Here is a 24,858-nt window from a genome sequence, read left to right as displayed (position 1 = left end):
CTCACTCACCTCCCACGGGGACGGCCGTGACCGGGATCGTGGTGCGCACTTCGCGTTTCGTCACGATCGCTTCGAACTCTTCGGGGAACAGGGTCATCGCCGAGTGGATCGGCACGTACGCCGATGGTCCGACGAAGCAGATCGTCGTCATCTTGTACGGGAACGGCACGGCCTCGAGGCCGAGCCGTTCGCTCGACGCATGCGGCATCTCACCGGGGCAGATCGACTGCCCGACCTCGCGGATGGTCTCGAGGTCGGCGTCGGTGCCGTCGCCGGCGACGATGCGCTCGACGATGCGGTACAGCCAGGTGCCGCCCTCACGACAGGGGACGCACTTGCCGCACGACTCGTGGGCGTAGAACTTGACGAGTGTGAGCGCCGCAGCCGGGATGTCGGTCGTGTCGTCCATCACCATCACGGCGCCCGAGCCGAGCATCGAACCGGCCGAGCCCGCCTCGCGACCTTCGAACGAGATGTCGAGCTGGTCGGGCAGGAACCACGGCGCGGAACCGCCGCCGGGCACGAACGCCTTGAGCTCGCGGCCGTCGCGCATGCCCTGGCTGAACTCGTCGCCGTAGAGCAGGTCGCGGAAGGTGGTGGAGCCGTTCACGATCTCGAACACACCGGGTCGCTTGACGTGGCCGGACACGGCGATCATGCGCGTGCCGGGCGACGTCTCGGTGCCGATCGCCGTGTAGGCGGCCGAGCCGTTGAGTGCGATGAACGGCAGGTTCGAGAGCGTCTCGACGTTGTTGACGATCGTCGGCTTGCCGTACAGGCCGATCGCCGCCGGGAAGTACGGCGGCTTGAGGCGAGGCATGCCGCGCTCGCCTTCGAGCGACTCGATGAGTGCGGTCTCCTCGCCGACGACGTAGGCACCCGCACCCCAGTGCAGGACGATGTCGACGGAGAAGTCGGTGCCGAGGATGTTCGTGCCGATGTAGCCGTGCGCGTAGGCATCGTCGAGCGCCTTGGCGACCCGCTCGTGCGCGAGCGCCATCTCACCACGGATGTAGAGGAAGCAGCGGCTGAGTCCGGCGGCGTAGCAGGCGATCAGGCAGCCCTCGATCAGCTGGTGCGGATCGAGCTCCATCAGGAGGCGGTCCTTGTAGGTGCCCGGTTCCGACTCGTCGCCGTTGACGACGAGGTAGCGCGGCCACACGCCCTGGGGCGTGAAGCCCCATTTGACGCCGGCGGGGAAGCCGGCGCCGCCACGGCCGAGGAGGGTCGACTTGCGAACCTCGTCGTGCACCTCCTCGGGCGGCATCGACAGGGCCTTCTTCAGCCCCTCGTACCCGCCGGTGGCGTGGTAGCGGTCGATGGTGTGCGAGTCCTCGTACTTGAAGCGCGAGGTGACGATCTGCGGACGATCGCCGTCGTCGTAGTAGCCGGCGGCCCAGGGGTACGAACCGTGCGCGCTCATGAAGCGCCTTCTTCCTTTATCGTGACCCAGGCGGGTGCGCCGTCGACCTCGTCGGGCGGCACCGCGCCGACGGCCTTGTCGGCGGGGATGTGCTGGCGGTTGCGGCCGAGCGTGCCGTGCGGCGGGATCTCGTCGTCGAGCTTGCCCGCGCGCAGATCGTCGACCAGTTCGTCGAACTCCGCGGGCGTGACCCGGAACCGGTGGCGGTAGTTGACCTGGAGCGTCGGCGCCTCGGTGCAGGCGGCCTGGCACTCGGCGTGCTGCAAGGTGATGAGACCGTCGTCGGTGGTCGAACCGGCCTTCACGCCGAGCGTGTGCTCGGCGTGGTGCATGAGGTCGTGGCCGCCCATCAGCGCACAGCTCATGGTGCCGCAGATGTTGATGAGGTACTTGCCGGTCGGCTCGAACCGGAACATCTCGTAGAACGAAGCGGTGCCGTACACCTCGGCGGGGGTCACGTCGACGAGTTCGGCGACGTGCTTCATCGCCTCCTCGGTGACGTATCCGTTCTGTTCCTGGCTCAGGTGCACGAGCGGGATCAGCGCCGACTTCTTCTTCGGGTAGCGGGCGACGATCTCCTTCGCCAGCGCCACGTTCTGGTCATTCAAACGACTCATCGTTCCTACCTGTCGACGTCGCCGAGGACGGGGTCGGTGCTCGAGATGATCGCGACCGCGTCGGCCACCAGTCCGCCACGCAGCATGTGCGGCAGACACTGGATGTTGGCGAACGACGGGGCGCGCATGTGCATGCGGTACGGGGTGGGTGAACCGTCGGAGGCGATGTAGCAACCGATCTCGCCGCGCGGCGACTCGATGCCGACGTACACCTCGCCCTCGGGCACCTTGAAGCCCTCGGTGAAGATCTTGAAGTGGTGGATCAGCGCCTCCATCGACTCGTCGATGCGGGCACGCGGCGGCGGGGTGACCTTCTTGTCCTGGATGCGGTAATCGCCCTGGGGCATCCGGTCGAGGATCTGGCGGACGATCTTCATCGACTCGCGCACCTCGTTGAGGCGGATCGCGTACCGGTCGTACGCGTCACCGTAGGTGCCGACGATGACGTCGAAGTCGACCTCGTCGTACTTCAGGTACGGCATGTCGCGTCGGAGGTCCCAGGGGACGCCGGTCGAGCGAAGGATCGGTCCGTTCGCGCCGAGGGCGATCGCCTCGTCGGGCGTGATCACGCCGACGCCCTGCAGACGCTCGCGCCAGATCGGCTGGCCCGTCATGAGGATGTCGTACTCCTCGAGCCGCTCGGGGATGAGGTCGAGCAGACGGAGGACGTCGTCGCGCCAGCCGGGCGGCAGGTCGGCGGCGAGGCCGCCCGGTCGGATGAAGTTGTGGTTCATCCGCAGACCGGTGACCTTCTGGAAGAAGCGCAGGACCTCTTCTCGTTCGCGCCAGCCGTAGATCATCATCGAAACGGCGCCGAGGTCCATGCCGTTGGTGGCGAGGAACAGCAGGTGCGACGACATGCGGTTGAGCTCGGAGAGCAGCATCCGCATCCAGACGGCGCGTTCGGGGATGTCGCCGTCGATGCCGAGCAGCTTCTCGGTCGCCATCGAGAACGCGAGCTCGTTGTTGAACGGCGACAGATAGTCCATGCGGGTGACGTTCGTGCCGCCCTGCATGAACGTGAGCTGCTCACCGGTCTTCTCCATGCCGGTGTGCAGGTAGCCGATGATCGGCTTGCACCGCAGGACGGTCTCGCCCTGCAGCTCGAGCATGAGTCGGAGCACGCCGTGCGTCGACGGGTGCTGCGGCCCCATGTTGATGATCATCGTCTGATCGTCGTCGGGGTCGTCGGGCAGGTCGCCGAGCTGGGCGGCCTCGGCCTCGCTCATGCGCAGGACCGAGCCGATCTCGCGCATCAGCTCCTCGGCGGTCGTCTCCGACCGCGGCTTCATCTCCTGCTCGCCGGCCGTCGTCTGACCGACATTCGCATGCGACCACGGCTGCTGGGCCGTCACGGCCGGTTGTTCCGTCGTGCTCACGAGTGTGCTCCCTTGAACTGGACGGGGATCTTGCCGACGGCGTAGTCCTTGCGGAGGGGGTGGCCGACCCAGTCTTCGGGCATCAGGATGCGGGTCATGTCGGGGTGCTCGGTGAACACGACGCCGAACATGTCGTACGTCTCGCGCTCGTAGGCCTCGGCGCCCGGGTGGACGTCGAACAGCGTCGGGATCGTCGGCTCGGCTTCGGGCACCTGCACCCGCAGTCGGATGCGGCGACGGTGCGTGATGTCGAGGAGGTTGACGACCACCTCGAAGCGCTCGGCGACGATGTCGTCGGGCAACGGACGATCCATGTACTCGAGGTAGTCGACGCCGCAGAGATCGATGATCATCGAGTAGCCGTCGTCGGCCAGCTTCTTGACCAGGTCGACGTACTGCTCCCGCGTCGGGAACACGACGGTCTGGCCACAGCTCTCGCCGGCGATGCAGTCGTGCACCGTCGGGATCTCGGCTGAGATCTCGGGCGCGTCGGTGTCGTTGTCGATGTCGCTCATGGGTTGCTCACTTGGTCCCGAGCAGGACCGGCGTGGTGGTGGGCGCGATCTCTTCGATGTGCAGGTTCGCGCCGGCACCGGTCTCGGCACGACGCTTGAGGATCTCGCCGTCCTCGATCTTCTGGTGCAGGGTCTCGATCGCGTGGATCAGCGTCTCCGGCGTCGGAGGACACCCCGGGGCGTACACGTCGACCGGCACGATCTGATCGACACCCTGGACGACCGCGTAGTTGTTGAACATGCCGCCGGAGCTGGCGCAGACGCCCATCGAGATGACCCACTTGGGTTCCATCATCTGGTCGTAGACCTGGCGGAGCACCGGGGCCATCTTCTGGCTGACGCGCCCGGCGACGATCATGATGTCGGCCTGGCGCGGCGACGCACGGAAGACCTCCATGCCGAAGCGGGAGATGTCGTAGTGGGCACCGCCGGTGCCCATCATCTCGATCGCGCAGCAGGCGAGACCGAACGAGGCCGGCCACGACGAACGCGACCGGGCCCAGTTGATCAGATCTTCGAGCCTGCCCGTGATCGCGTTGTGTCCCAGCCCGCCGATGCCATCAGCGAGTACGTCGTCGACGAGCCCCATGTGGGTGTCCTCCTAGGCAGCTTCGTGTTCCGATGGCGTGTCGTCCGCTCCCCCAGCGGTGGCACGGTCGGTACGGCCTTCGAGGCCGACCCGACGGATGGTCGTGGTGGTGGTGCGCTCGGCCGACACCATCGCGGCGTCGGCTCGGAGATCTCGGTAGCGATGGATCGGGCCCCATTCGAGCCCACCGCGTGCGACCTCGTACACGAACGTCAGGAAGAAGATCACCGAGAACAGCGCGATCGCCCAGAAACCGAACTGGCCGAGCGCGCCGGCCTCGATCGCGTACGGGTACAAGAAGATGATCTCGATGTCGAACATGATGAACAACATCGCGACGATGTAGAAGCTCACGGGGAAGCGATCGGGCGGCTCGCGCGATGGCACGATGCCGCACTCGTACGGTGCTTCCTTGGCCATCGACGGACGGCGCGGAGCGAGCAGGCGCGACGCCAGGAAGCTGAGACCACCGAAGGCGATGGCCAGCACCATCAAGGCGACGAGCGGAAGGTACTGACCCATGGTGTCAGGCGGTGGCGTCCGCGCTCTTCCGGGCGAGGTTCTGGGCGACGAAGCGGTCGCGGCGGTGCAGCAGCCAGCACAGCATCAGGAACACGATGGTGGAACCGATCGTGATGTAGCCGGCCGGCTCGCGGAGCGAACCGAGGTCGCGGATCATGTACACGTACTGACGCTGACGCTCTTCGTCGATCTCCGGGGCGATCGGCGCACGGCCCGGCTCGGTGAGCACCTCGGCGTACGGGGCGACCTCGACGAGGGTGTAGTACGGCTTGTGGAAGAAGGCGAGCTGGTCGAACTCACCGTTCTCGCCGAACTTCGGGTACGCCGACTCGGCGGGCGGGTCGACCTCGTAGACGGCGGTGACCTGGTAGCTGCCCGCCTCGAGGGCGTCTTCTTCTTCGAGGAAGATCTCGGCCGACGCCTGCGCCTGACCGAACTCGGGTGCGGACGCGTCGACTTCGGTCCAGCCCTGCGACAGCATCTGTGCCTCGACGGCCTCGGCCGCTTCGGCCGACGGCGTCTCGACGGTGACCTCGATCGGCTCCTCGAGCACGCCCGCCTGGTAGAGCAGGTCGACTTCCTGGATCACGGTGCTGCCGGTGACGCCTTCCCACGAGGGAACGTCACCGGTGAGACCGATGCCGTAGATCCACCACACGGCGCCCATCAGCGCCATCCAGCCGAACAGGCCGGCCAGCGACACGAGGAAGCCGAGTCGGGCACCGAGGTTGGTGCCGAGGATCAGGTAGATCGAGCCCATCCAGACGGCGGCGCCGATCATCACGGTGAGCAGGCCGCGGAGCTCGGGCTCCCAGCCGATGGCCAACAACGTCGCCAACATCACAAACTCCGTACGTACTCGACGATGGCCTGGATCTGTTCATCGGTCAGCATGGCACCGAAGCCGGGCATGCGTCCGCTGCCCTGGCCCTGCACGCCGTAGCGGGCGCCGTTCTCCGAACCGTTCGCGATGAAGTCGATCATGTCGGCTTCGACCGGGAACTGGGTGTTGGCGCGGCCGCCGGTGAGGTTCCAGCCGAAGCCGCCCTGACCGGTGACGCCGGGCTCGTCCCAGCTCCAGCCGGGGGTGTGGCACCGGGCGCAGCTGTAGGCACCGCTGCTGAACTCGAGGTTGTAGAGCGCTTCGCCGTACGAGCCGTACGTGCCGTCTTCGACGGAGGCCATGGCGAGCTGTTCGATGTTGTCCTGGATCTCGACCGGGAGATGACCGGACGGGCATGTGCCGGCGTCTTCCTCGCCCTCACCACAGTCTTCGCGCTCGATCTGGATGCTGCGCATGTAGGCGATGAGCGTGTCGATCTGCTGATCGTTCATCGGGCCGCCGCCGTCGACGCCCCACGGCGACATCGGGCTGAACGGGCGACCGTAGACGAGGATGAACTTCACTTCTTCCTCGCTGAAGCGGTACAGCACCGAGTTGACCGCCGGCGCCTTCCAGTTGACCACTCGGACCTCACCGGTGGTGGGGTCGGTCAGGTTGTACTCGGCGACACCGCCGGCTCCGTCCATGCCACCGTGGCAGCCTGCGCAGTTGAAGCCGCCGTCAGCGGTGGGTGCGAACAGGTCGGCGCCCCATTCGATGAACTTCTCTTCCTTCTCGGCCTGCGCTCCGGCCTGCCGTGAGGGTTCGAGGATCCAGTAGAGCGGCAGCGCGATCGAGATCACGACCAGCAAGATGACGCCCATGCCGAGGACGCGCGTCAGGCGCGAGCCTTCGAGCGTCTCGTCGTCGTAGTACGGCTTGCGGTTGGCCGCGAGCTCGATCTCGGAACCGAGTTCGTCGCGCGACTGCCGGATGTTGAGGAACGCGTAGACGACCCAGCCGCCGAGGACAACGGCGAAGATGAGCCACGCGATCGATGTGGTGGTCAGGGCAATCATCAGTGATCAGCGGCTCCGACGCAGTGCGGACCCTCAGCCTCCTGGCCGGTCGTGTTCGTTCCGATTGGGGGACCCTGCCACACGGTGCCGGTGTCGATGATGACGTCGCCGGCGCCGGTGATCTCGGCGGCGAAGTGGTCCATGCCCCGCGGGGCGGGACCGGCCTTCTTCTCGCCGACACGGTTGTACTGCGAACCGTGGCAGCCGCACTCGAACCACTGGCTCGAGACGCACTGGGGCACGCGGCAACCGAGGTGCGGGCACTTCTGGTACGAGATGATGATGCCCTCTTGCATGTTCGCGAGCAGCGGGCCCTGATAGATGCCATCGGCCTTCGAGATCGCGTCGACCGGGTACTCGGTGATCCAGGCGCGGGCCTCGGGTGCGTAGAAGAAGCCGTCGCCGGACGCGATGCCGGTCTTGACGTCGGACAGCTTGCCGACGCTGACCTTGCCGCCGAAGCCGCCGGTCTTGGTCGGCCACAGGAAGGCGACGAACGCCGCTGCGGAGAACGCGCCGAGGCTGGCGGCCATCAGGCCGATCGTCGCACGGTTGAAGAACTGGCGGCGGCTGACGCCGATCTCTTCGGGGTCGGGCGGGGTGAACGGGGCCAGCCCGGTGTCGTCGGACGCCGGCACGACGGCGGTGCCGGTTCGGGCGACGACGCCTTCGGCCTCGGCGTCGGCGCCGGTGCGGGCCGCGGCGGCCTCGCCCTCGACGGCGGCGCGCTGCTTGCGGGCGGTCGAATCGCGTTTCACCGTCTCGGCACTGAGCGCGCCGGCCCCGCGCACGTCGCTGCGACGAGCCAGGGTGACGAACGCCAGTGCGGCGAGGACGACGACGGCGACGACGCCGATGATGATTGCTGCGGTGGTGCTCATGGTGGTGTTACTCCTTCCCGCTGCTCACAGTTCGAAGAACAGGCCGTCTTCCCACGGGAAGACGAAGTTGAAGCCAGGCCCACGGAAGAACGAACCGATCATCGTGAGGACTGCCCAGAACATGAGGTGGACGGTCATCAGCGAGATCGCGAACTTGCGATCTTCGGGCTTGTTGGACGGATTGCGATCGATGTACGGGGCGAAGATCAGCACGATCAGGCCCACACCGGGGATGGTCACGCCGGCGATCATCGGGTGGAACATCGTGAGCAGTTCCTGGAGGCCCAGGAAGTACCACGGCGCCTTCGACGGGTTCGGCGTCTGGTTGGGGTTCTGCGCCTGGAGCAACGGAGCGTTGACCCAGATCGAGAACAAGAAGGTGAAGGTGAGACAAGCGAGCGCCGCCACGAACTCCGCGGCGAGCAGGTGCGGCCAGGTGTGGACCTTGTCGACCGGCTGCGCCTTGACGTCCTGGATCGATCCGGACTTGACGACGGTCAGCAGTCGCTGGGTGTGGCCACCGGGGCCGGCACCGACGGGCACACCGCCGGCGGCGGGGCCGGCCTGGACGACCGAGGCGACCTTGTCCTGGACGGCAACGCCGCCGCCGGACTCGGCTGCACCGGCGTCGCCGCCACCCTTGTTGGCCTTCGCGGCCTTGCTGCGCTCGAGCAGGTGCGCCGGGATGCGCGAGTCTGCGGGCGACTCGGCGGCCGGTTCGGACGCGGCGGGCTCAGCCGCCGGTTCGCTGGTCGCAGCCTTTTCACGGGCGGCCTGCGCCCGCTTGAGCAAGTGTTCTGGGATCTCAGTCATGGATCAGCACACCTCCCGGATCAGAGCGGCCCCGAGATGCCGCCATCTTTTCGGACTCTCCAGAAGTGGATGGCCATGAAGATGACGGTGACGAACGGGAAGAACAACACGTGCAACACGTACCATCGGAGCAGGGTTTCCGATCCGATTTCCGCGCCGCCGAGCAACACGAATCTGACGTCTCGGCCGAAGACCGGTGTGTACCCCATCATGTTGGTACCCACGGCGACGGCCCACACCGCCAACTGGTCCCACGGGAGCAGGTAGCCGGTGAACGACAGCAGCAGGGTGAGCTTGAGCAGCATCACGCCGATGACCCAGTTGAACTCACGGGGCGGCTTGTACGCGCCGTGGTAGAACACGCGGGCCATGTGGAGGAACACCGAGATCACCATCAGGTGCGCGCCCCATCGGTGCATGTTTCTGACGAGCAGACCGAACGTGACCGAGGTCTGCAGGTTCGAGATGTCGTTCCAGGCCGCGGTCGATTCGGGCCGGTAGAAGAACATCAGGAAGATGCCGGTGACGGTCAGCAGGATGAACAGGAAGAAGCTCAGGCCGCCGAGGCAGAGCGTGTAGCTCACCTTGACCGCGTGGCGCTTCACCTTGACCGGGTGCAAGTGGTACAGCACCGAGTTCATGACCACGTAACTGCGGTTACGCGGGCTGTCGGAGTAGCCCTTGCGGAAGATGGAGCCGGGTCGGAAGATGCTGCTCCAGACCTGTCCGCCCTGCACACTGTCGACCGTCGATTGGAGTCGTTCCTTCGCGGTCGGCTTCGGGGTGTCGTCGATGATCTTGGCCATGTCGTTTTCGGGGTCGCTCTCAGAGCCTCATGCCATAGCCGTAGCCATGGTTGTTGGTTCGGGCATGGGAGTCGCCGGCAGCTGTGGGCTGGCCGGCCTTACCGAGGATGATGACCCCGGTCGGGCAGCGGTCGACGCACAGGGCGCACCGCGTACAGATGTCGTCGTCGATGACGAACATGAAGGCGTCGGAGGGATCGATGCCGGGCTGTTCGGTTCCGTCGGCCTCGACGACCGCCGACGTGTTCACCATGTGGATGCACTTCCACGGGCAGATGTCGACGCAGCCCTCGCACGCGATGCACTCGGACTGATCGATGTGGATGAACTGCTTCGGCTTGACCGCACGGCCGAGGTAGTCGGCGTCGACCTCGACGAGGGTGTACTCGTCGGTGTACGGCATCATCGGCGGATTGGCGTCGGTGGTTGCCATCTCAGCGCCTCCCTTCCTGGGCGCGCGTCGCGACGACGCCGGTGTCCGGCGTGGCGGTGAGACGCATCGAGGGGCGGGAACGGATCATGATGTGACGGTCAGGCCTTCTTGACGAGCGGTCGGCCGTACGAGCTGGTCGGCAGTTCCTTGGTGACGTTGTCGCCACGCTTCTGCCACCAGTTCCAGATGAAGATCAGGAGGCCGAAGAAGTACACGTGGATGAGGACGACCACGATGTCGCGGACGGCCTCGTACTGGAGGGTGATCGGGTTCCATCCACCGAGGCTGTCGGGCTTCAGGATGTCGAACGGCCCGTAGATGATGTTGGCACGGTCCCAGCCGAGTTCCTTGTCGGCGTGGTCGACGAACTGGTGCGGCACGATGCCGAAGGCGAGGAACATGACACCGAAGGCGTAGGTGGACCCGAGCATCGCCTCGCCCCACGAGAACGGGGTGCCCTTGGGCCGGCGCTTGCCGTAAGGAATCGCGATGAGCGTGAGCACCGTCGCTGCGACGAACGACGTGATGAACGCGACGTTGACGAAGGGGACGGCATATCCCTCCAGCGGATTCGCCCAGTTGATGGCGATCATCTCGGTCGTCGTGCCTTTCGATCTTGCGGATGTGTCGGTTCGGCCCGTCGTGGAGCCGTCGGTTGTGGGCGCTGCCGGGGCGTCGCCCGCGTTCGTGAACGGTCGCACGAACCAGTGGTTCGCACTGTAGTCGGCCGAGTCCGCCGCGCGGCATTCCCGGCCGGGTCGTCACCGAACCGTCAGCGGACGGATGGCAGCGACGCCGTACACGACTGTCTGTATCGACTCGTCGATCGGTTTGGCGAGTCGTCCGGACAGTGTGCAATGGAGTCTGCCCGTCCGACACCGCATGTGCATAAGTGCATTCGGAGCGACCGGCCGGCCTGGATGCATCGACCGGGGTGTCGGGCGACACGAACCGTCGCGAAACCCGACCGAACTCGGCTCAGGAATTCGGTTTACGGGACGCAGGCGTCTATCGTTGTGCCCGATCTCACCGGTCGCGCCGCACTCGCCCGCGCGCCGGAACCGAGCCGAGCCATCCGAACACCGTGAGAGGACGAGCGTGACCGAAATCCCCGAGCATCTGCTGAAGCGAAGCCGCGACCGCCGCTCCGCGCTCGGTCTCGGCGGCGACGACGCCGGCGACGGTGGCGACGCCACCGACAACAAGCCGGCTCCGACCAAGGCTGCTGCGCCGGCCGCTGCTGCGCCGGCCGCCCCGGCCGGTCGTGCCGCCGCTCCTGCTCCGGCCGCTCCCCCGCCGCCCAAGCCCGACACGCCCGTCGTCGCTGCCTACAAGAAGCGTCGCCGGGTCCCGTTCTGGGCAATGGCCGCGCTCGGCGTGCTCCCGGTGTGGGCGTTCCTCTACGCCCGTGCCCTCACCGAGGCGCCCGAAGAGGCCACGGGCCCGATCGGCCTCGGCGCCGAGGTCTACTCCAACTGCCAGTCGTGCCACCCGGGCGGCAACGAGGGCGCCGGCTACGCGTTCGTCGGTGGCGAGGTGCTCGACACCTTCCCGAACATCGAAGACCAGCTCCGCTACGTCTACTACGGCACCGAGCAGTACAACCTCGCCGGCGTCGAGATCTACGGCAACCCCGACCGTGAGGGCGGGGTGCACATCACCGGCGCCAAGGGCGTGATGCCGGGCTTCGGTGGCCAGCTGACCGAGTACGAACTCTTGTCGGTCGTCTGCCACGAGCGCTACACGCTCGGCGGGGCCGACCCGGCCGGCGAATACGCCGAGGAGTACGAGACCTGGTGCTCCGAGGAGTCGCCCGCGTTCGCCGATCTCGAAGCCGGCGGTCTGCTCGCCGACCTCGATCAGCGGATCGAGGGCATCATGCCCATCGGTTCGGAGCCGGCTCCCGGCTCGCCCGCCACCGAGTGACCGACCGTTCGGCCGGCGCAGTGTGACCGTCTCGGCCGACACGACCGCTCACGGGTCGGTCGACGTCCTCGTCGTCGGCGGCGGACCGGCCGGTTTCGCTACCGCGACCGAACTCGCACGTCGTGACCGCCGGGTCGTCCTCGTCGATCGCGGCGACACGCCCGACGACGTCACGACCGTCTTCACCCCTCGCGCCGTCGCGGCGGCGCGCCGGGTGGGTGTCGATCTGCTCGAGCACTTCCATCCGATCGAGCGTGTCCGGCTGACCGCCTCGGTCGCCGATCCCGCCCATCCGGGTGGCGCCGTCGGGCCGTCGACCTCGAGCGGCTGGCCACGCGTCCGTGTGGCTCCGGACGACGGCTGCGTCGGGACCCGCGGGGCGTTCGTCGGCCACCTCCGGTCGCTCGCCGACGAACTCGGCGTCGAGGTGCTCGACGGCCACGACGCCGTCGAGCCGATCGTCGAGCGCGGATTCGTACGCGGTGCGAGCGTTCGCTGCCCGAGTGGTGAACTGGCCGAGGTGCGTGCGGCGATCACGGTCGTCGCCGACGGCGCCAACAGCAACTTCGGTCGCATGCTCGGCACCTACCGCGAGCCCGACTGGCCACTGGCGGTCGCGCACGCCGCCGACTACCGATCGCCGCTCCATCTCGCGAACGAGGTCGAGATCGTCGTCGGCGTGACCGATCGCGTCGGCACGCCGATCGCCGGCTACGGCTGGATGTACCCGACCGGCAACGGCACGGTCGGGGTCGGCGTGATGTTGCTCTCGACCTCGCCGTCGTTCGCCGTCATCAATCCCGCCCACCTGCTCGAGCGCTTCGCCGAGCAGCACGCCGACCGGTGGCAGCTCGGCGACGAGCCGACCGCCCCGGCGGCCGGCGGCCGGATCCCGCTCGGTATGTCGGTCGGCCCCCTCGCCGGACCGACCTATCTCATCGTGGGCGACGCGGGCGGCGTCGCGAACCCCCTCAGCGGGCTCGGCATCGACACGGCGCTCGAGACCGGCATCATCGCCGGCGACGTCGTCGGCGAGGCGCTCGACCAGAACAGCGCGGCCGAACTCCAGCAGTACCCGAAGCTCGTCGACGACCGCTACGGCTCGTACTACAAGATCGGCCGACTCGCCGACCGCCTGGTCGGCCAGCCACCGGTCGCCCGCCGCCTGCACGGCGCGCTCGGCGCGCGGCCGACCTTCGCCGAGGGCGCGCTCCGGGTCGCGCTCCAGCATCTGCGCAGCGGACGCGGCGGCATGCCCGAGCTGGTCTACGGTGCCGCCCGCGCCGTCGCCTCCTTCGGCCCCGACGCCTGACGGCCCGCCCGCACCGCGTCAGTCGTCACGCCGGTCGACACATCGGTCGAGGCGTCAGTCGAGGCGCAGCTTGGAGTGGCGGCGGCGAAGCGTGACGACCGACAGCGCCAGGATGACCGGGTAGATCTCGAGACGACCCAGCAGCATCTGTCCCATCGTCACCCAGCGGGCGAAACGAGGCAGCTCGAGGAAGTCGTTCGTCGGCCCGACGTCGCCGAGGCCGGGACCGACGTTGCCGAACGCGGTCGCGGCCGCCGAGAACGACGTGATCAGGTCGGGCCCGGACAGGGCGATCAACAGCGCGCCACCGCCGAACGTGGCGAGCGCCAGCACCAGGAAGCCGACGATCTTGTTGGCCACGGCGTCGGGCATGATGCCGCCGCCGACGCGGACGGGACGGACCAGGCGCGGGTGGAGGTGTCGGAGTGCCTCGCGGTGGGTGTAGCTGGCGATCGCCAGGATGCGGATCATCTTCACACCGCCGGCGGTCGAGCCGGCCATGGCGCCGATCGGCAAGAGGATGATGATGAGGGCCTGCGCCGCCTGCGACCAGGCACCGAAGTCGTCGGTGGCGTAGCCGGTCGTCGACACGATGGTCAGCGTCGTGAACAGCGCTCCCCTGATGCGATCGGCGATCGAGCCGACGGCGTCGTTGACGATGAAGAGCAGGGTGGCGACGCCGAGCACGACCGCCGTGTAGAGCTGGAACTCCTTCGACTTGAACAGTGGCCCCGGTCGGCCGCGCAGGAGGCGATAGAGCAGCGTGAAGCTCGAACCGGCGATGAACATGGCAACGATGCAGATCCACTCGATCAGCGCCGAGTCGAAGTGGCCGAGCGACGAGTTGTAGGGCGAGAACCCGCCGGTCGACACCGTCGTGAAGCTGTGGGCGACGCCGTCGTACAGCGACATGCCTGCGGCGATGTAGGCGATCGCCAGGACGATCGTGAAGCCGACGTAGACCGCCCACAGCCGACGGGCGGTGTGGCGGACGCGAGGCGTCAGCCGCTCACCGGTCGGCCCCGGCGCCTCGGCCTCGAGCAGGCTCATCCCGCCCGATCCGACGGTCGGGAGCACGGCGACCACGAGCACGATGACGCCCATGCCACCCATCCACTGGGTGATCGAGCGCCAGAACAGCACGCCGGGACCGGTGCCCTCGATCGGGCGCAGCACGGTCGCCCCAGTGGTCGTGAACCCCGAGATCGACTCGAACAGGGCGTTGTCGATCGCCGGGATCCAGCCGGTGACGTAGTACGGGAGCGCGCCGACGACGGCGAGCACCGACCAGGCCAACGTCACGGTGACGAACACGTCGAGGATGCGGATCTGGCGCGGCAGCGTCGTGAACCGCCAACCGAACAAACCCACCACCGAGGTGCAGAGGCCGACGATCGTGAGCGGCACGACGTCGGGACCGCTCCGCAGCGCGTCGACGACCGCGGAGGCGAGGATGCCGAGTCCGGCGACGGCGACGGTCAGGCCGACGATGTGACCGATCAGGGTCTCGTACGACCGCCCCCACTTCTCGCCGAGATCGCCGGTGAGCGATCCCATCATCCGGTCGCTCATCGGCGCTCCCGATCGGCACGGTGCCGCGTGGCCGGCGAGACACGTCGACGGGTCGACGGTCGACGGGTCACGAACCGAAGACCTTGCGGACGTCGGAGAGCGCCGACGGGCGGGCGAACAGCACGATGCTGTCGCCCGCCTGGAGACGCGTGCTGCCGCGCACGATCTCGTTCGATCCGTCGGAGCGCACGATCGCGCCGAGGAGCACCGATCGCGGGAGGTGGAGGTCGCTCACGATCGCGCCGTCGCCGGGGCTGCCGGGTTCGATGACGAACTCGTCGACCTCGACGTCGGAGTCGAGGAAGGTCGCCACCGACGCGGTGCCGCCGCGCATCTCCTGGAGTACTGCGTTGGCCGAGGCGGTTCGCGGACTGAGCGCGGCGTCGATGCCGAACTGGCGCACCAGCGGCAGCAGGGCGAGGCGATGGAGCACCGCAACGGTGAAGGCGTCGGGGTTCTCGGCGACGGCGAATGCGCAGGCGAGGACGTTCGCCGTGTCCTCGCCGGTCGCGGCGATCACGACGTCGGTCGTGCCGACCGACTCCTCGGTGAGCAGGTTCGTGTCGGTGATGTCGCCGTGGACGATGGTGACGCGGCGCAGGCGCTCGGCGAGGTCCATCGCCCGTTCGCTGTCACGTTCGACCAACACCACGTCGGCGCTGTGCGACAGGTGCTCGGCCACCCGACCACCGACCGAGCCGCCGCCGAGCACCATGACCCGACGGACGCGCTTGCCCATCGCATCGAGGGTCTGCAGCACCTCCCGCTGGCGACTGGCCGCGCACAGGACACGCACGTGATCGCCTTCGGCCACCTCGAGGTCGCCGCGCGGGATGATCGTGGCGCCGTCGCGGGTGACCGACCCGAACAGGAACGTCCACTCGGCGGACTGCCCGACGTCGGCGAGAGTGCGTCCGACGAACCGCGAGTCGGGGCCGACCACGGCACCGAGCACCACGAGGCTGCCACCCGCCATCGGGTACACCTCGTCGGCGCCCGACACGCTGACCAGCCGGAGGATCTCCTCGGCGGTGTCGGCGTCGGGGTCGATGATCAGGTCGGCGTCGACCAGCTTGCGGAGTTCGGCACCTTCGGGCCCACGCAGCTCGTCGGTCTGGAGCCGCACCACGGTCTTCTTGGCGCCCATCTGCTTCGAGAGCGCCGAACAGATCATGTTGACCTCGTCGTCCTGGGTCACGCCGGCGACGAGATCGGCCCGTTCGACACGGGCGGCCCGCAACGTCGAGGGGTGGGTGCCGCTGCCGACGACGGTCTGCACGTCGAGTTCGTCGCCGAGCGCACGGGCGATGACCTCGTCCTGCTCGATGACGACGACGTCGTGGTTCTCGGCTCCGAGGCGTTGGGCGAGGTACCAACCGACCTCTCCGGCGCCGACGATGATCACGTGCACGTCGGTGCAACCTACCGAACGGGGACCGAACCCGATGTCACCGACTCGACGGCCGCGTCAGCGACGTCGCCTCGACCGGGACGAGTCGGGAGACGCGACGACGGTCGAGTCAGGAGACGCGACGACCCGTCGAGTCAGGAGACGCGACGACCCGTCGAGTCAGGAGACGCGTCGACCCGTCGAGTCAGGAGACCGAGGCCAGGAGCGCGGCGGGGGCTTCGCGGAGGGCGGGGATCACGTCGGCGTCGCCGAGGCGATCGCACGCTGCACCGGCCTCGTCGACGAATCGCTGCGCCGTCTGCAGCGCGCTGCCGATGCCCGAACCGTCGCGGACGATCGCCAACGCCTTGTCGCGCTCGGCGGCGTCGAGCGGCGAGCCGAGCAGATCGCGCAGCTCGTCGGCGGCGGCGCCGCCCGAGTCGAGCGTGCGGATCACCGGCAGGGTGTAGACGCCCTCTTCCATGTCGTGACCGGCCGGCTTGCCGAGCTGTTCGGCGGTGGCCGTGAGGTCGAGCACGTCGTCGACGATCTGGAACACCATGCCGTACGCATTGCCGAAGTCGGTGAGGGCGTCGATCCGGTCGCGGTCGAGGTCGGCGACGATGCCACCGATCCGGGCGGCCGTGCCGTAGAGGGACGCCGTCTTGCCGTGGATCGACCGGAGGTAGCTCGGTTCGTCGCGGCCCACGTCGTAGGTGTGGCGGAGCTCCTCGATCTGGCCCTCGCACAGCCAGCCGATGGTGCGGGCGAGGAGCCCGGCGACCTCGGTGCCGAGCGAGGCGGCGATCTCCGACGCTCGCGACAACAGGAAGTCGCCGGCGAGGATCGCCTGGAGATTGCCCCAGCGGGCGTTGACCGTCTCGACGCTGCGTCGAACCTCGGCCTCGTCCATGACGTCGTCGTGGTAGAGCGACCCGAGGTGCACCAGCTCGCAGGCGACGCCGCCCTGGACGACGTCGTCGCTCGCCGGTGCTCCTGCGATCTGCCCGGCGACGACGGCGAGGACCGGACGCAGGCGCTTGCCGCCGGCCACGATGAGGTGCGAGGCGATCTCGGTCAGGTAGTCGTCGGAGGTGACGACGGCCGCTCGCATCGCGGCTTCGATGCGCGCACGATCCTCGTCCATCCCCGTGATCTGCAGCAAGGGTGAGGTCACCGTGGCACCTGACACGGTGTTGAGGCTAGGCGCAAAGCAGCGAACCCGGAAACCTCGATCGGCGTCACCTGGTTCCGTCACGTCGCACGAGCAGCGCGCGAACCACGTGGGCACCCGATCCGGAACCTCCCGGTAGAGTGGGTACACGTATTCGCCAACTCCACGAAAGGCGACAGATGTTCGAACGCTTCACCGACCGGGCTCGCCGGGTCGTCGTCCTCGCTCAGGAAGAAGCGCGGCTGCTCAACCACAGCTACATCGGCACCGAGCACATCCTGCTCGGCCTCATCCACGAGGGCGAAGGAGTTGCCGCCAAGGCACTCGAGTCGCTGTCGATCTCGCTCGAAGCGGTCCGCAACCAGGTCGAGGAGATCATCGGGCAAGGGGGCTCGTCGCCCTCGGGCCACATCCCGTTCACGCCCCGCGCCAAGAAGGTGCTCGAGCTGTCGCTCCGTGAGGCGCTGCAGCTCGGCCACAACTACATCGGCACCGAGCACATCCTGCTCGGCCTGATCCGTGAAGGTGAGGGCGTTGCCGCACAGGTGCTCGTCAAGCTGGGGGCCGACCTGAGCCGTGTGCGCCAGCAGGTCATCCAGCTGCTGTCGGGCTACCAGGGCCCCTCGGGCAGCACCGGCCAGGGAGGCCAGGGCGGCAGCCGTGGCAGCTCGGGCGAGTCCGGCCAGGGTGCCGGCGTCGGTGCCGGTGCCAAGGGCGGCGGCGACGACGACAAGAACAGCCAGATTCTCGACCAGTTCGGTCGCAACCTGACGCAGATGGCCCACGAGAGCCAGCTCGACCCGGTCATCGGCCGCAGTCGTGAACTCGAGCGGGTCATGCAGATCCTCTCCCGCCGCACCAAGAACAACCCGGTGCTCGTCGGTGAGCCGGGCGTCGGCAAGACGGCGATCGTCGAGGGCCTCGCCCAGAAGATCGTCAACAACGACGTGCCCGACACGCTCCGCGACAAGCAGCTGTACACCCTCGACCTCGGGTCGCTCGTGGCCGGCTCCCGCTACCGCGGCGACTTCGAGGAGCGCCTCAAGAAGGTGCTCAAGGAGATCAAGACTCGCGGCGACATCATCTTGTTCATCGACGAGATCCACACCCTCGTCGGTGCCGGTGCCGCCGAAGGCGCGATCGACGCCGCCTCGATCCTGAAGCCGATGCTGGCCCGCGGCGAACTGCAGACCGTCGGCGCCACCACGCTCGACGAGTACCGCAAGTACGTCGAGAAGGACGCTGCGCTCGAGCGCCGCTTCCAGCCGGTCAAGGTCGACGAGCCGACGCTCGCCCACACGATCGAGATCCTCAAGGGTGTCCGCGACCAGTACGAGTCGCACCACCGGGTCACGATCACCGACCAGGCGATCGTCGCCGCGGCCAACCTGGCCGACCGCTACATCTCCGACCGGCACCTCCCCGACAAGGCGATCGACCTGATCGACGAGGCCGGGTCGCGTCTGCGCATCAAGCGCATGCAGACCCCGCCCGACCTGCGCGAGATCGAGCGCAAGCTCGAAGAGGTGCAGGAGTCGAAGAAGCGGGCCGTCGAGGAGCAGCAGTTCGAAGAGGCCGGCCGTCTCCGCGACGAGGAGAAGAAGCTCCTCGAGGAAAAGACCGAGAAGGAATCCGAGGTCCGCGCCGAGGGCGTCGACCTGTTCGACGAGGTCGACGAGGAAGCCGTCGCCGAGGTGCTGTCGATCTGGACGGGCATCCCGGTGTACAAGCTCACCGAGGAGGAGACCGAGAAGCTCCTCAACATGGAAGCCGAGCTGCACAAGCGGATCATCGGCCAGGAGAACGCCGTCGCGGCGGTCTCGCAGTCGATCCGTCGCACCCGGGCGGGCCTCAAGGACCCGCGCCGCCCGAGCGGCTCGTTCATCTTCCTCGGCCCCACCGGTGTCGGCAAGACCGAGCTCGCCAAGACGCTCGCCGAGTTCCTCTTCGGCGACGACTCGGCACTGATCACGCTCGACATGTCCGAGTACATGGAGAAGCACACGGTCAGCCGTCTCGTCGGTTCGCCTCCGGGCTACGTCGGTTACGAAGAGGGCGGTCAGCTCACCGAGGCCGTGCGGCGCAAGCCGTTCTCGGTCGTGCTGTTCGACGAGATCGAGAAGGCGCACGCCGACGTGTTCAACACGTTGCTGCAGATCCTCGAAGAGGGTCGCCTCACCGACAGCCAGGGTCGTTCGGTCGATTTCCGCAACACGGTGCTGATCATGACGTCGAACCTCGGCACGCAGGATCTGCGCAAGGCCAACGTCGGCTTCACCACCGGCGACTCGGCGATGTCGTACGAGCGGATGAAGGAGAAGGTCAACGATGCGTTGAAGACGCACTTCCGGCCCGAGTTCCTGAACCGCATCGACGAGACGATCGTGTTCCACGAGCTGTCGCAGCAGGAGGTCGTCGAGATGGTCGACCTGATGCTGAAGCGTCTCGTGGGTCAGCTCGAGGGCCAGGGTCTCGGGATCGAGGTCACCCAGGCGGCGAAGGAAGAACTCGCCAAGGTGGGCTACGACCCGCAGCTCGGTGCCCGTCCGTTGCGTCGTGCGATCCAGCGCAAGATCGAGGACATCTTGTCGGAGAAGATCCTGTACAAGTCGTTCTCGGCCGGCGAGATCATCGTCGTCGACGTCGAGGACGATCCGGAGAACCCGGGTCGCCAGCGGTTCACGTTCAACGCCGTCGAAGGCTTCGTGCCCCCGGCGTCGGTCGAGTTGGCCACCACGGCCACCGACGAACCGCAGCCCGACCCCGACAACTGAGTTCCGAGCCGACGCGGCCGCTCGCTCCCCCACCCGGGGTTGCGGCGGCCGCGTCGCCGCGTCCGACCCCAGGTCTCGACCAGGCCGCGGCTCCGCACCCACCCGTCACCCCGGACGCCCAGGCGATTGAATCCACCAGGAGTCCGCCACCACCCGACCTCGACCACCCACCACCCCGGACGCCAAAGCGATTAAATCCACCAGGCGTCCACCGGTGGACGCACAGGCGATTAAATCCACCAGGAGTCCGCCACCACCCCGACCTCGACCACCCACCTCCCCGGACGCCAAAGCGATTGAATCCACCAGGCGTCCGGCGCCGATTCGGGTCGGGTCAGCGGAGGAACGACCAGGTGAAGACGACGGTCGCGGCGAGGAGGAGCACGATGCCGACGGCCTGCTGAAGCCGTCGCGGCGTGCCCTCGAGCAGGCGGTAGAAGCCGTACACCCCGGCGACGAGCAGCATGGCGTGGAACAGCACGGCGATCGACACCCCGGCGATCACCCCGGCCGTTCGGACCGGCGCCCACAGCAGCACCCCGAGCACGACCGGGATCACGATCGCCCCGGCGAGCCCGAAGGCCGTCTCGACAAAGAAGCCGCTCACTCCCTCCTCGGTCCCCATCCACGGCAGGATCGTGACGTCGGTCGCCAGGTTCACGGTCGCCGCCGCACCGAGGAGGACGATCAGCAGCAGCGACCCGAACGTGCGCACCTTGGTCAACACGTCGGCACGTCGGCGGATGGTCTCGAGCGTGACCGCGGTCCACATCAACCAGCGCCGGATGAAACCGACCTCGAGATCGCCCATCCCGTCACGGAACAGTTCGTCGGCGTGGTATCGGTCGATGGCCGGGTCGTCGACCAGTGCGTCGTGCACGAGGGCGGCGGGCAGGTGCTTGCCCGACGTCGGCACCAGCCAGGTGAGCAACTGGGGCACGGAGGCGAGGTCGGTCACCCAGTCGGGCTCGTTCGCGGGCGGCACGGTGTAGACGAACGGCGACCCGTCGGCGAGCGTCGTCGCGTACGTGACGGTGCGGTGCAGCCGGAACTCCTCGCAGTCACCCTCCTGGATCGGGAGCCGTTCCAGGACGATGTTGCCGGTGTCGCCGATCGTGATCGTGTCGGTCCCGTACGTGAAGACCCCCATCCCCCGAGTGTCCCACGCCGGCCCCGGACACCCAGGCGATTTAATCCACCAGGTGTCCACCGGTGGACACCCAGGCGATCGAATCCACCAGGCGTCCGGTCGTCCCACGCCACCCCGGACACCCAGGCGATCGAATCGACCAGGCGTCCACGACACCCACCGCCCCGGACGCCGAGGCGATTGAATCCACCAGGCGTCCGGGTGGGGCGGCAGCTTTTTCGTGGGGTGGCGTCGGATCGGGGGGACGGGCTGCGAAGATTGGCCGTCGTGGTCCGCCGTCTGATGTTGCTCGTCGCCTGTGTGCTCGCGCTCAGCGCGTGCCGTCTCGACGTGACGGTCGACGTGGCGATCGAACCCGATGGCACCGGTACGGTCACCATGACCGCCGTGGCCGACGCAGAACTGGTCGAACAGGTCCCCGACCTGGTCGACGATCTCCGACTCGACGACGCGATCGCGAACGGCTGGTCGGTCGACGGTCCGACCGCCACCGACGACGGTGGACTCGAGTTGGTTCTCACCCACGACGTCAGTTCGGCCGAGGAGTTGGCGAATGTCCTCAACAGCATCGGACCGCCCCTCACCCGGATGGCAGCCGCCCGCACGACCGACCCCGACACCGAGCAGACCACGAATGCGATCAACGGCGTCATGCAGCTCACCGACGGCTACGCCGGGTTCGCCGATGCCGACCTGATCGACACCGTCGGTGGTCTGCCGTTCGAGGAACAGATCGCTGCCAGCGGGCTCGCGCCGTCCGACGCCATGTCGTTCACCTATCGGGTGTCGCTTCCCGGCGAGTTGGTGTCGGCCGAGGAGGGCACCGAGGTCGACGGTGTGATCGAGTGGCAGGCGCCGCTCGACGGGTCGAGCACGAACCTCTATGTGCAGACGGTGCAGATCCCGGCGAGCGGTGGCACGGCGTGGGCCGGTCCGCTCGCGACGATCTCGCTCGTGCTGCTCGTCGTCTGGGTGGTGATGGCGACCGGCTTCATCGTGTTCGTGGCACTGGCCCGACGCAAGAAGGCGCGCCGCCGCGAAGAGCGCCTCCGTCGACTCGACCGCGACCGCGTCACCTGACCCGAACCCGGCCGAGCGGTTCGATGCAGCGAGGTGATCGGTCGGCGTGTGTCGTCGCGGCCACCACGAACGCGTCGTCCACCGCACCTGACCGGAGCGGGTGAGCCGCCACCGGTGCTGCTCCGAACCTCCGCAGCGAACGCTGCCCATCGCACGGCCTCACCGAGCGCGTGGGTTCCGCCGGCGCCGAGCACGGAGCCATGGCAAGGCGTCGCGAACCGTCCCGGCACCGCCGACGCGACCGCGGTCGCGTCACGTGACACGACCGCGGCCGGCCGGGCGGCCACGAGGAGCACTGCTCCTCCACTCGAATCAGTTCAGCACCATGTTGGGCTCGCCGAGCGCATTGACACCACCGGTGCTCGTGCACTGGCCACCCTGCACTGCGCCGCCGTTGTAGGCCTGCCGCAGGCAGTTCCGCATCGCGAGCTGACCCCAGTAGTTGGCGTGGAGGTCTTCCTGGAGCTGGTACGGACCGAAGATCGTCGTCAGGGTCCGGATCTGGCTGACCCACTCCGCGGCGTCGGCGGCGCCGGCCTGCTGATAGTTCGCGATGCCGGTTTCCTCGAGCAACCCGACCCCTTGTTCGCACAGCCGATGGCCGTCGAGCGAGCGAGACATGTCGAGCACCACGTAGTTGGGCACGCCGGACCGTACGGCGCCCTCGGTCAGTGCCTGGTTCATCTTGACGACCGCCGTGTCGTTCGCCCAGTTGGCGTCGCGGTTCCAGACGCCACAGCCGCCGACGCTCTGCCGGGTCCAGCCGTTCTGCGAGTAGCGGAACTGGTTGCCTCGTGGGATCGGCGACCAGTAGGTCTGGACGATGATCGTGTAGTCGGACGGCTGGTATCCGGCCGACGACATCGCTTGCGCGACGTTCGAGATCGCGCCGGCGACCTCGTTCGTGCGTGCGTCGACCGCGTTCGACGTGAAACGGTTCCGGACGTACGAGTCGTCGGAGCAGTAGTTCTTCCACCACGACGGCGACGTCAGCCAGTTGCTGACGCAGCGTGTCACGATGTCGGCGAAGCCGAAGTTGTTCGCGCCGACGAGGACGACCACCGCGTCGACATCGTTCGACGCGGCGAACGACTGGAGCTGGACGACCTGGCTCTGGCGGCCGGCGCCGTCGTCGTACCAGTCGAGCCCGGGCTTGAAGTCGCCGCCCGTCTGGGTGTACGTGCGGGCGCCCGAGCAGGCGAGGTTGAGCGAGTTGATGCCCTCGCCGATGTGGGCCTCGGCCGACTTCGACCGGTGACAGTTCGGCGTCGTCTCGGCGGTGTTCGTCGCATTGTCGAAGTAGGCGTCGGCGCCGGTGTCGACCTTGCCCGACCACTGGTTGGTGTTGCCGGCCCATCGGCCGGCCTCACCGGAGATCGCCGAGTCGCCGAGTGTGACGACCCATCGTGCGTCGTCGGCTGATGCGCCGGTACCACCGACCGCCGCCGCCCCGACGAAGGCCACCACTGCAGCCAGCACCGTGATGGCACCGCGACGCCATCCGCTTCGTTCCAACATGTCGACCCCCGTCGATCGTTGCCCGCTGCGTCGCAGTTTCCCCCATCCGATCCGGTGCCGCAAGCGGATTCGCGACCTGTGTTCCGATGCACCTGTGTTGTGTCGTAGCATGAGAACAGGAGGACGGGCACGCCCGTCCGCTACGGTCCACACTCGTCAGCACTCGTCATCGACGATCAACCCAGATCGCGAGAGCAGCGTCCCATGGTTCCCGCATGTGGTCGATGCGCTCTCGTGCCGTCCGCCCGGCCTCGGCTCGGTGGACGACGGCGGTCTCGACGCCATCCCGCCCGGCGTCGAGACCGCCACCTTCGCCCCGCTACCACTCGGCGGCGACGTCCGTGGCAACGTGGTGAGATGACCGCTCCCGCCGCCCCGACCGAGGTCGATTTCCACTTCGACTTGATGTGTCCGTTCGCGTACCAGACGTCGGTGTGGATCCGGCGGGTCCGCGAGCAGACCGATCTGACGATCAACTGGCGGTTCTTCTCCCTCGAGGAGGTCAACCGTCAACCCGGCAAGAAGCATCCGTGGGAACGTGAGTGGTCGTACGGCTGGTCGATGATGCGCATCGGAGCTCGCCTGCGCCGCGACGGCATGGAGCACCTCGATCGGTACTACGAACGAGCCGGGCGAGCGCTCCACGAGGAGGGGCTGCGCGCTCACGACCCCGACGTCGCGCGTGCGCTGCTCGCCGAACTCGACCTCGATCCGGGACTGGTCGACGAGGCGATCGCCGATCCGACCACCCACGACGACATCCACCGCGAGCATGCACGCGTCGTCGACGCCGGCGGCTACGGCGTGCCGACGTTGTTCTTCGGCGATCACTGCCTGTTCGGGCCCGTGTTGATCGACCCGCCCGACGGCGACGCGGCGATGCGGCTCTGGAACGCGACCACCACGTGGCTCGAATTTCCGCACCTGTTCGAACTGCAGCAGCCGAAGACCCGGGAGCACAACGACGCGATCACGCGGACGTTCCGCCCGTACCTCGAGGCGCGCGACTGGGTGAGCATCAACCGTGGCGAAGTCGTCGAGTTCCCCGCCGCCGACCGGTCCTGAGCCACTCGACGTCGGCG

23 protein-coding genes and 1 pseudogene are annotated in these 24,858 nt (G+C 67.8%); 6 read left to right on the top strand and 18 right to left on the bottom strand.

The features are described 5' to 3' along the window. Nucleotide 1 precedes the first annotated feature (1 nt). The 13 genes and pseudogenes from BDK89_RS03965 to BDK89_RS03905 all read right to left on the bottom strand — a co-directional run bounded on the left by BDK89_RS03965 (nucleotide 2) and on the right by BDK89_RS03905 (nucleotide 10,473). Nucleotides 2–1,423, bottom strand: a complete 1,422-nt coding sequence (locus BDK89_RS03965; RefSeq protein WP_133867716.1) for a complex I 51 kDa subunit family protein — start codon at nucleotides 1,421–1,423, stop codon at nucleotides 2–4. Next, on the bottom strand, nucleotides 1,420–2,040 hold the full coding sequence (locus tag BDK89_RS03960; RefSeq protein ID WP_133867715.1) for an NADH-quinone oxidoreductase subunit NuoE family protein: 621 nt from the start codon (nucleotides 2,038–2,040) through the stop codon (nucleotides 1,420–1,422). Before BDK89_RS03960 ends, BDK89_RS03965 begins: the two co-directional genes overlap by 4 nt. Nucleotides 2,041–2,045: 5 nt before the next feature. Continuing rightward, nucleotides 2,046–3,419, bottom strand: coding sequence for an NADH dehydrogenase (quinone) subunit D (gene nuoD, locus BDK89_RS03955; protein WP_243839085.1), 1,374 nt, complete (start codon nucleotides 3,417–3,419; stop codon nucleotides 2,046–2,048). Then, nucleotides 3,416–3,934, bottom strand: coding sequence for an NADH-quinone oxidoreductase subunit C (locus tag BDK89_RS03950; RefSeq protein WP_133867714.1), 519 nt, complete (start codon nucleotides 3,932–3,934; stop codon nucleotides 3,416–3,418). Before BDK89_RS03950 ends, nuoD begins: the two co-directional genes overlap by 4 nt. Before the next feature lie 105 nt (nucleotides 3,935–4,039). Beyond that, a pseudogene (locus BDK89_RS03945) lies at nucleotides 4,040–4,523 on the bottom strand (NADH-quinone oxidoreductase subunit B); the annotation flags it as partial. Nucleotides 4,524–4,535: 12 nt separating this feature from the next. Then, a complete protein-coding gene (locus tag BDK89_RS03940; protein ID WP_133867712.1) occupies nucleotides 4,536–5,045 on the bottom strand; it encodes an NADH-quinone oxidoreductase subunit A in 510 nt (169 codons plus the stop codon). A 4-nt stretch (nucleotides 5,046–5,049) separates the two neighbouring features. Continuing rightward, nucleotides 5,050–5,886: a hypothetical protein gene (locus BDK89_RS03935; protein WP_133867711.1), complete on the bottom strand. Its 837-nt coding sequence runs from the start codon at nucleotides 5,884–5,886 to the stop codon at nucleotides 5,050–5,052. Beyond that, nucleotides 5,886–6,947 carry a c-type cytochrome gene (locus BDK89_RS03930; RefSeq protein ID WP_133867710.1) on the bottom strand — a complete coding sequence of 354 codons (1,062 nt, stop codon included), beginning with the start codon at nucleotides 6,945–6,947 and terminating at the stop codon, nucleotides 5,886–5,888. The genes BDK89_RS03935 and BDK89_RS03930 overlap by 1 nt, the downstream gene beginning before the upstream one ends. After that, entirely contained in the window at nucleotides 6,947–7,828 is an 882-nt protein-coding gene (locus BDK89_RS03925) for a QcrA and Rieske domain-containing protein (protein ID WP_133867709.1), read from the bottom strand. The genes BDK89_RS03930 and BDK89_RS03925 overlap by 1 nt, the downstream gene beginning before the upstream one ends. Before the next feature lie 24 nt (nucleotides 7,829–7,852). Further along, the gene (locus BDK89_RS03920) at nucleotides 7,853–8,641 is read right to left on the bottom strand and encodes a cytochrome b family protein (RefSeq protein ID WP_133867708.1); all 789 of its coding nucleotides are present in this window, start codon (nucleotides 8,639–8,641) and stop codon (nucleotides 7,853–7,855) included. 20 nt (nucleotides 8,642–8,661) lie between these two features. Beyond that, entirely contained in the window at nucleotides 8,662–9,447 is a 786-nt protein-coding gene (gene extP, locus BDK89_RS03915; protein WP_208293956.1) for a selenite/tellurite reduction operon b-type cytochrome ExtP, read from the bottom strand. A 19-nt stretch (nucleotides 9,448–9,466) separates the two neighbouring features. Next, nucleotides 9,467–9,880 (bottom strand): DUF362 domain-containing protein, encoded by a 414-nt coding sequence (locus tag BDK89_RS03910; RefSeq protein WP_133867707.1) that lies wholly within the window; start codon nucleotides 9,878–9,880, stop codon nucleotides 9,467–9,469. A gap of 98 nt (nucleotides 9,881–9,978) precedes the next feature. Continuing rightward, nucleotides 9,979–10,473 (bottom strand): hypothetical protein, encoded by a 495-nt coding sequence (locus tag BDK89_RS03905; RefSeq protein ID WP_133867706.1) that lies wholly within the window; start codon nucleotides 10,471–10,473, stop codon nucleotides 9,979–9,981. A 505-nt stretch (nucleotides 10,474–10,978) separates the two neighbouring features. Here BDK89_RS03905 and BDK89_RS22040 point away from each other — a divergent pair. Next, the gene (locus tag BDK89_RS22040) at nucleotides 10,979–11,806 is read left to right on the top strand and encodes a c-type cytochrome (RefSeq protein WP_208293955.1); all 828 of its coding nucleotides are present in this window, start codon (nucleotides 10,979–10,981) and stop codon (nucleotides 11,804–11,806) included. 22 nt (nucleotides 11,807–11,828) lie between these two features. Further along, the gene (locus BDK89_RS03895; protein WP_133867705.1) at nucleotides 11,829–13,118 is read left to right on the top strand and encodes an NAD(P)/FAD-dependent oxidoreductase; all 1,290 of its coding nucleotides are present in this window, start codon (nucleotides 11,829–11,831) and stop codon (nucleotides 13,116–13,118) included. A gap of 54 nt (nucleotides 13,119–13,172) precedes the next feature. Here BDK89_RS03895 and BDK89_RS03890 read toward each other — a convergent pair whose 3' ends face one another. The 3 genes from BDK89_RS03890 to BDK89_RS03880 form a co-directional block, all read right to left on the bottom strand. Continuing rightward, on the bottom strand, nucleotides 13,173–14,690 hold the full coding sequence (locus tag BDK89_RS03890; protein WP_133867704.1) for a TrkH family potassium uptake protein: 1,518 nt from the start codon (nucleotides 14,688–14,690) through the stop codon (nucleotides 13,173–13,175). A 67-nt stretch (nucleotides 14,691–14,757) separates the two neighbouring features. Continuing rightward, nucleotides 14,758–16,101 carry a Trk system potassium transporter TrkA gene (gene trkA, locus BDK89_RS03885; RefSeq protein ID WP_166657374.1) on the bottom strand — a complete coding sequence of 448 codons (1,344 nt, stop codon included), beginning with the start codon at nucleotides 16,099–16,101 and terminating at the stop codon, nucleotides 14,758–14,760. Nucleotides 16,102–16,285: 184 nt separating this feature from the next. Then, a complete protein-coding gene (locus BDK89_RS03880; protein WP_133867702.1) occupies nucleotides 16,286–17,272 on the bottom strand; it encodes a polyprenyl synthetase family protein in 987 nt (328 codons plus the stop codon). A gap of 161 nt (nucleotides 17,273–17,433) precedes the next feature. Between BDK89_RS03880 and BDK89_RS03875 the strand changes: the two genes are divergently transcribed. Next, nucleotides 17,434–20,028, top strand: a complete 2,595-nt coding sequence (locus BDK89_RS03875; RefSeq protein ID WP_133867701.1) for an ATP-dependent Clp protease ATP-binding subunit — start codon at nucleotides 17,434–17,436, stop codon at nucleotides 20,026–20,028. Nucleotides 20,029–20,362: 334 nt separating this feature from the next. Here BDK89_RS03875 and BDK89_RS21630 read toward each other — a convergent pair whose 3' ends face one another. Next, entirely contained in the window at nucleotides 20,363–21,178 is an 816-nt protein-coding gene (locus BDK89_RS21630) for a DUF1353 domain-containing protein (protein ID WP_166657373.1), read from the bottom strand. Between the two features lie 267 nt (nucleotides 21,179–21,445). Here BDK89_RS21630 and BDK89_RS21625 point away from each other — a divergent pair, with 267 nt between their 5' ends. Next, nucleotides 21,446–22,258 (top strand): hypothetical protein, encoded by an 813-nt coding sequence (locus BDK89_RS21625; RefSeq protein ID WP_166657372.1) that lies wholly within the window; start codon nucleotides 21,446–21,448, stop codon nucleotides 22,256–22,258. A 312-nt stretch (nucleotides 22,259–22,570) separates the two neighbouring features. On the opposite strand, the gene BDK89_RS03865 is transcribed toward BDK89_RS21625, so the two are convergent. Next, nucleotides 22,571–23,776 (bottom strand): SGNH/GDSL hydrolase family protein, encoded by a 1,206-nt coding sequence (locus BDK89_RS03865; RefSeq protein ID WP_133867699.1) that lies wholly within the window; start codon nucleotides 23,774–23,776, stop codon nucleotides 22,571–22,573. Between the two features lie 217 nt (nucleotides 23,777–23,993). Between BDK89_RS03865 and BDK89_RS21620 the strand changes: the two genes are divergently transcribed. Both BDK89_RS21620 and BDK89_RS03860 read left to right on the top strand, forming a co-directional pair. Then, on the top strand, nucleotides 23,994–24,137 hold the full coding sequence (locus BDK89_RS21620) for a hypothetical protein (RefSeq protein WP_166657371.1): 144 nt from the start codon (nucleotides 23,994–23,996) through the stop codon (nucleotides 24,135–24,137). Next, complete coding sequence (locus BDK89_RS03860) at nucleotides 24,134–24,841, top strand: mycothiol-dependent nitroreductase Rv2466c family protein (RefSeq protein ID WP_133867698.1); 708 nt, start codon at nucleotides 24,134–24,136, stop codon at nucleotides 24,839–24,841. The genes BDK89_RS21620 and BDK89_RS03860 overlap by 4 nt, the downstream gene beginning before the upstream one ends. The last annotated feature ends 17 nt before the right edge of the window (nucleotides 24,842–24,858 follow it).

Origin of the sequence: Ilumatobacter fluminis (assembly GCF_004364865.1) — a bacterium.
Taxonomy (GTDB): domain Bacteria; phylum Actinomycetota; class Acidimicrobiia; order Acidimicrobiales; family Ilumatobacteraceae; genus Ilumatobacter; species Ilumatobacter fluminis.
This window is presented reverse-complemented; position numbering and strand designations above follow the sequence as displayed.

Coding starts and splice junctions, on each gene's coding strand:
- BDK89_RS03965 (WP_133867716.1), bottom strand. CDS start 1,423: ATGAGCGCGCACGGTTCGTACCCCTGGGCCGCCGGCTACTACGACGAC.
- BDK89_RS03960 (WP_133867715.1), bottom strand. CDS start 2,040: ATGAGTCGTTTGAATGACCAGAACGTGGCGCTGGCGAAGGAGATCGTC.
- BDK89_RS03950 (WP_133867714.1), bottom strand. CDS start 3,934: ATGAGCGACATCGACAACGACACCGACGCGCCCGAGATCTCAGCCGAG.
- BDK89_RS03940 (WP_133867712.1), bottom strand. CDS start 5,045: ATGGGTCAGTACCTTCCGCTCGTCGCCTTGATGGTGCTGGCCATCGCC.
- BDK89_RS03935 (WP_133867711.1), bottom strand. CDS start 5,886: ATGTTGGCGACGTTGTTGGCCATCGGCTGGGAGCCCGAGCTCCGCGGC.
- BDK89_RS03930 (WP_133867710.1), bottom strand. CDS start 6,947: ATGATTGCCCTGACCACCACATCGATCGCGTGGCTCATCTTCGCCGTT.
- BDK89_RS03925 (WP_133867709.1), bottom strand. CDS start 7,828: ATGAGCACCACCGCAGCAATCATCATCGGCGTCGTCGCCGTCGTCGTC.
- BDK89_RS03920 (WP_133867708.1), bottom strand. CDS start 8,641: ATGACTGAGATCCCAGAACACTTGCTCAAGCGGGCGCAGGCCGCCCGT.
- extP (WP_208293956.1), bottom strand. CDS start 9,447: ATGGCCAAGATCATCGACGACACCCCGAAGCCGACCGCGAAGGAACGA.
- BDK89_RS03910 (WP_133867707.1), bottom strand. CDS start 9,880: ATGGCAACCACCGACGCCAATCCGCCGATGATGCCGTACACCGACGAG.
- BDK89_RS03905 (WP_133867706.1), bottom strand. CDS start 10,473: ATGATCGCCATCAACTGGGCGAATCCGCTGGAGGGATATGCCGTCCCC.
- BDK89_RS03890 (WP_133867704.1), bottom strand. CDS start 14,690: ATGAGCGACCGGATGATGGGATCGCTCACCGGCGATCTCGGCGAGAAG.
- BDK89_RS03875 (WP_133867701.1), top strand. CDS start 17,434: ATGTTCGAACGCTTCACCGACCGGGCTCGCCGGGTCGTCGTCCTCGCT.
- BDK89_RS21630 (WP_166657373.1), bottom strand. CDS start 21,178: ATGGGGGTCTTCACGTACGGGACCGACACGATCACGATCGGCGACACC.
- BDK89_RS03865 (WP_133867699.1), bottom strand. CDS start 23,776: ATGTTGGAACGAAGCGGATGGCGTCGCGGTGCCATCACGGTGCTGGCT.
- BDK89_RS03860 (WP_133867698.1), top strand. CDS start 24,134: ATGACCGCTCCCGCCGCCCCGACCGAGGTCGATTTCCACTTCGACTTG.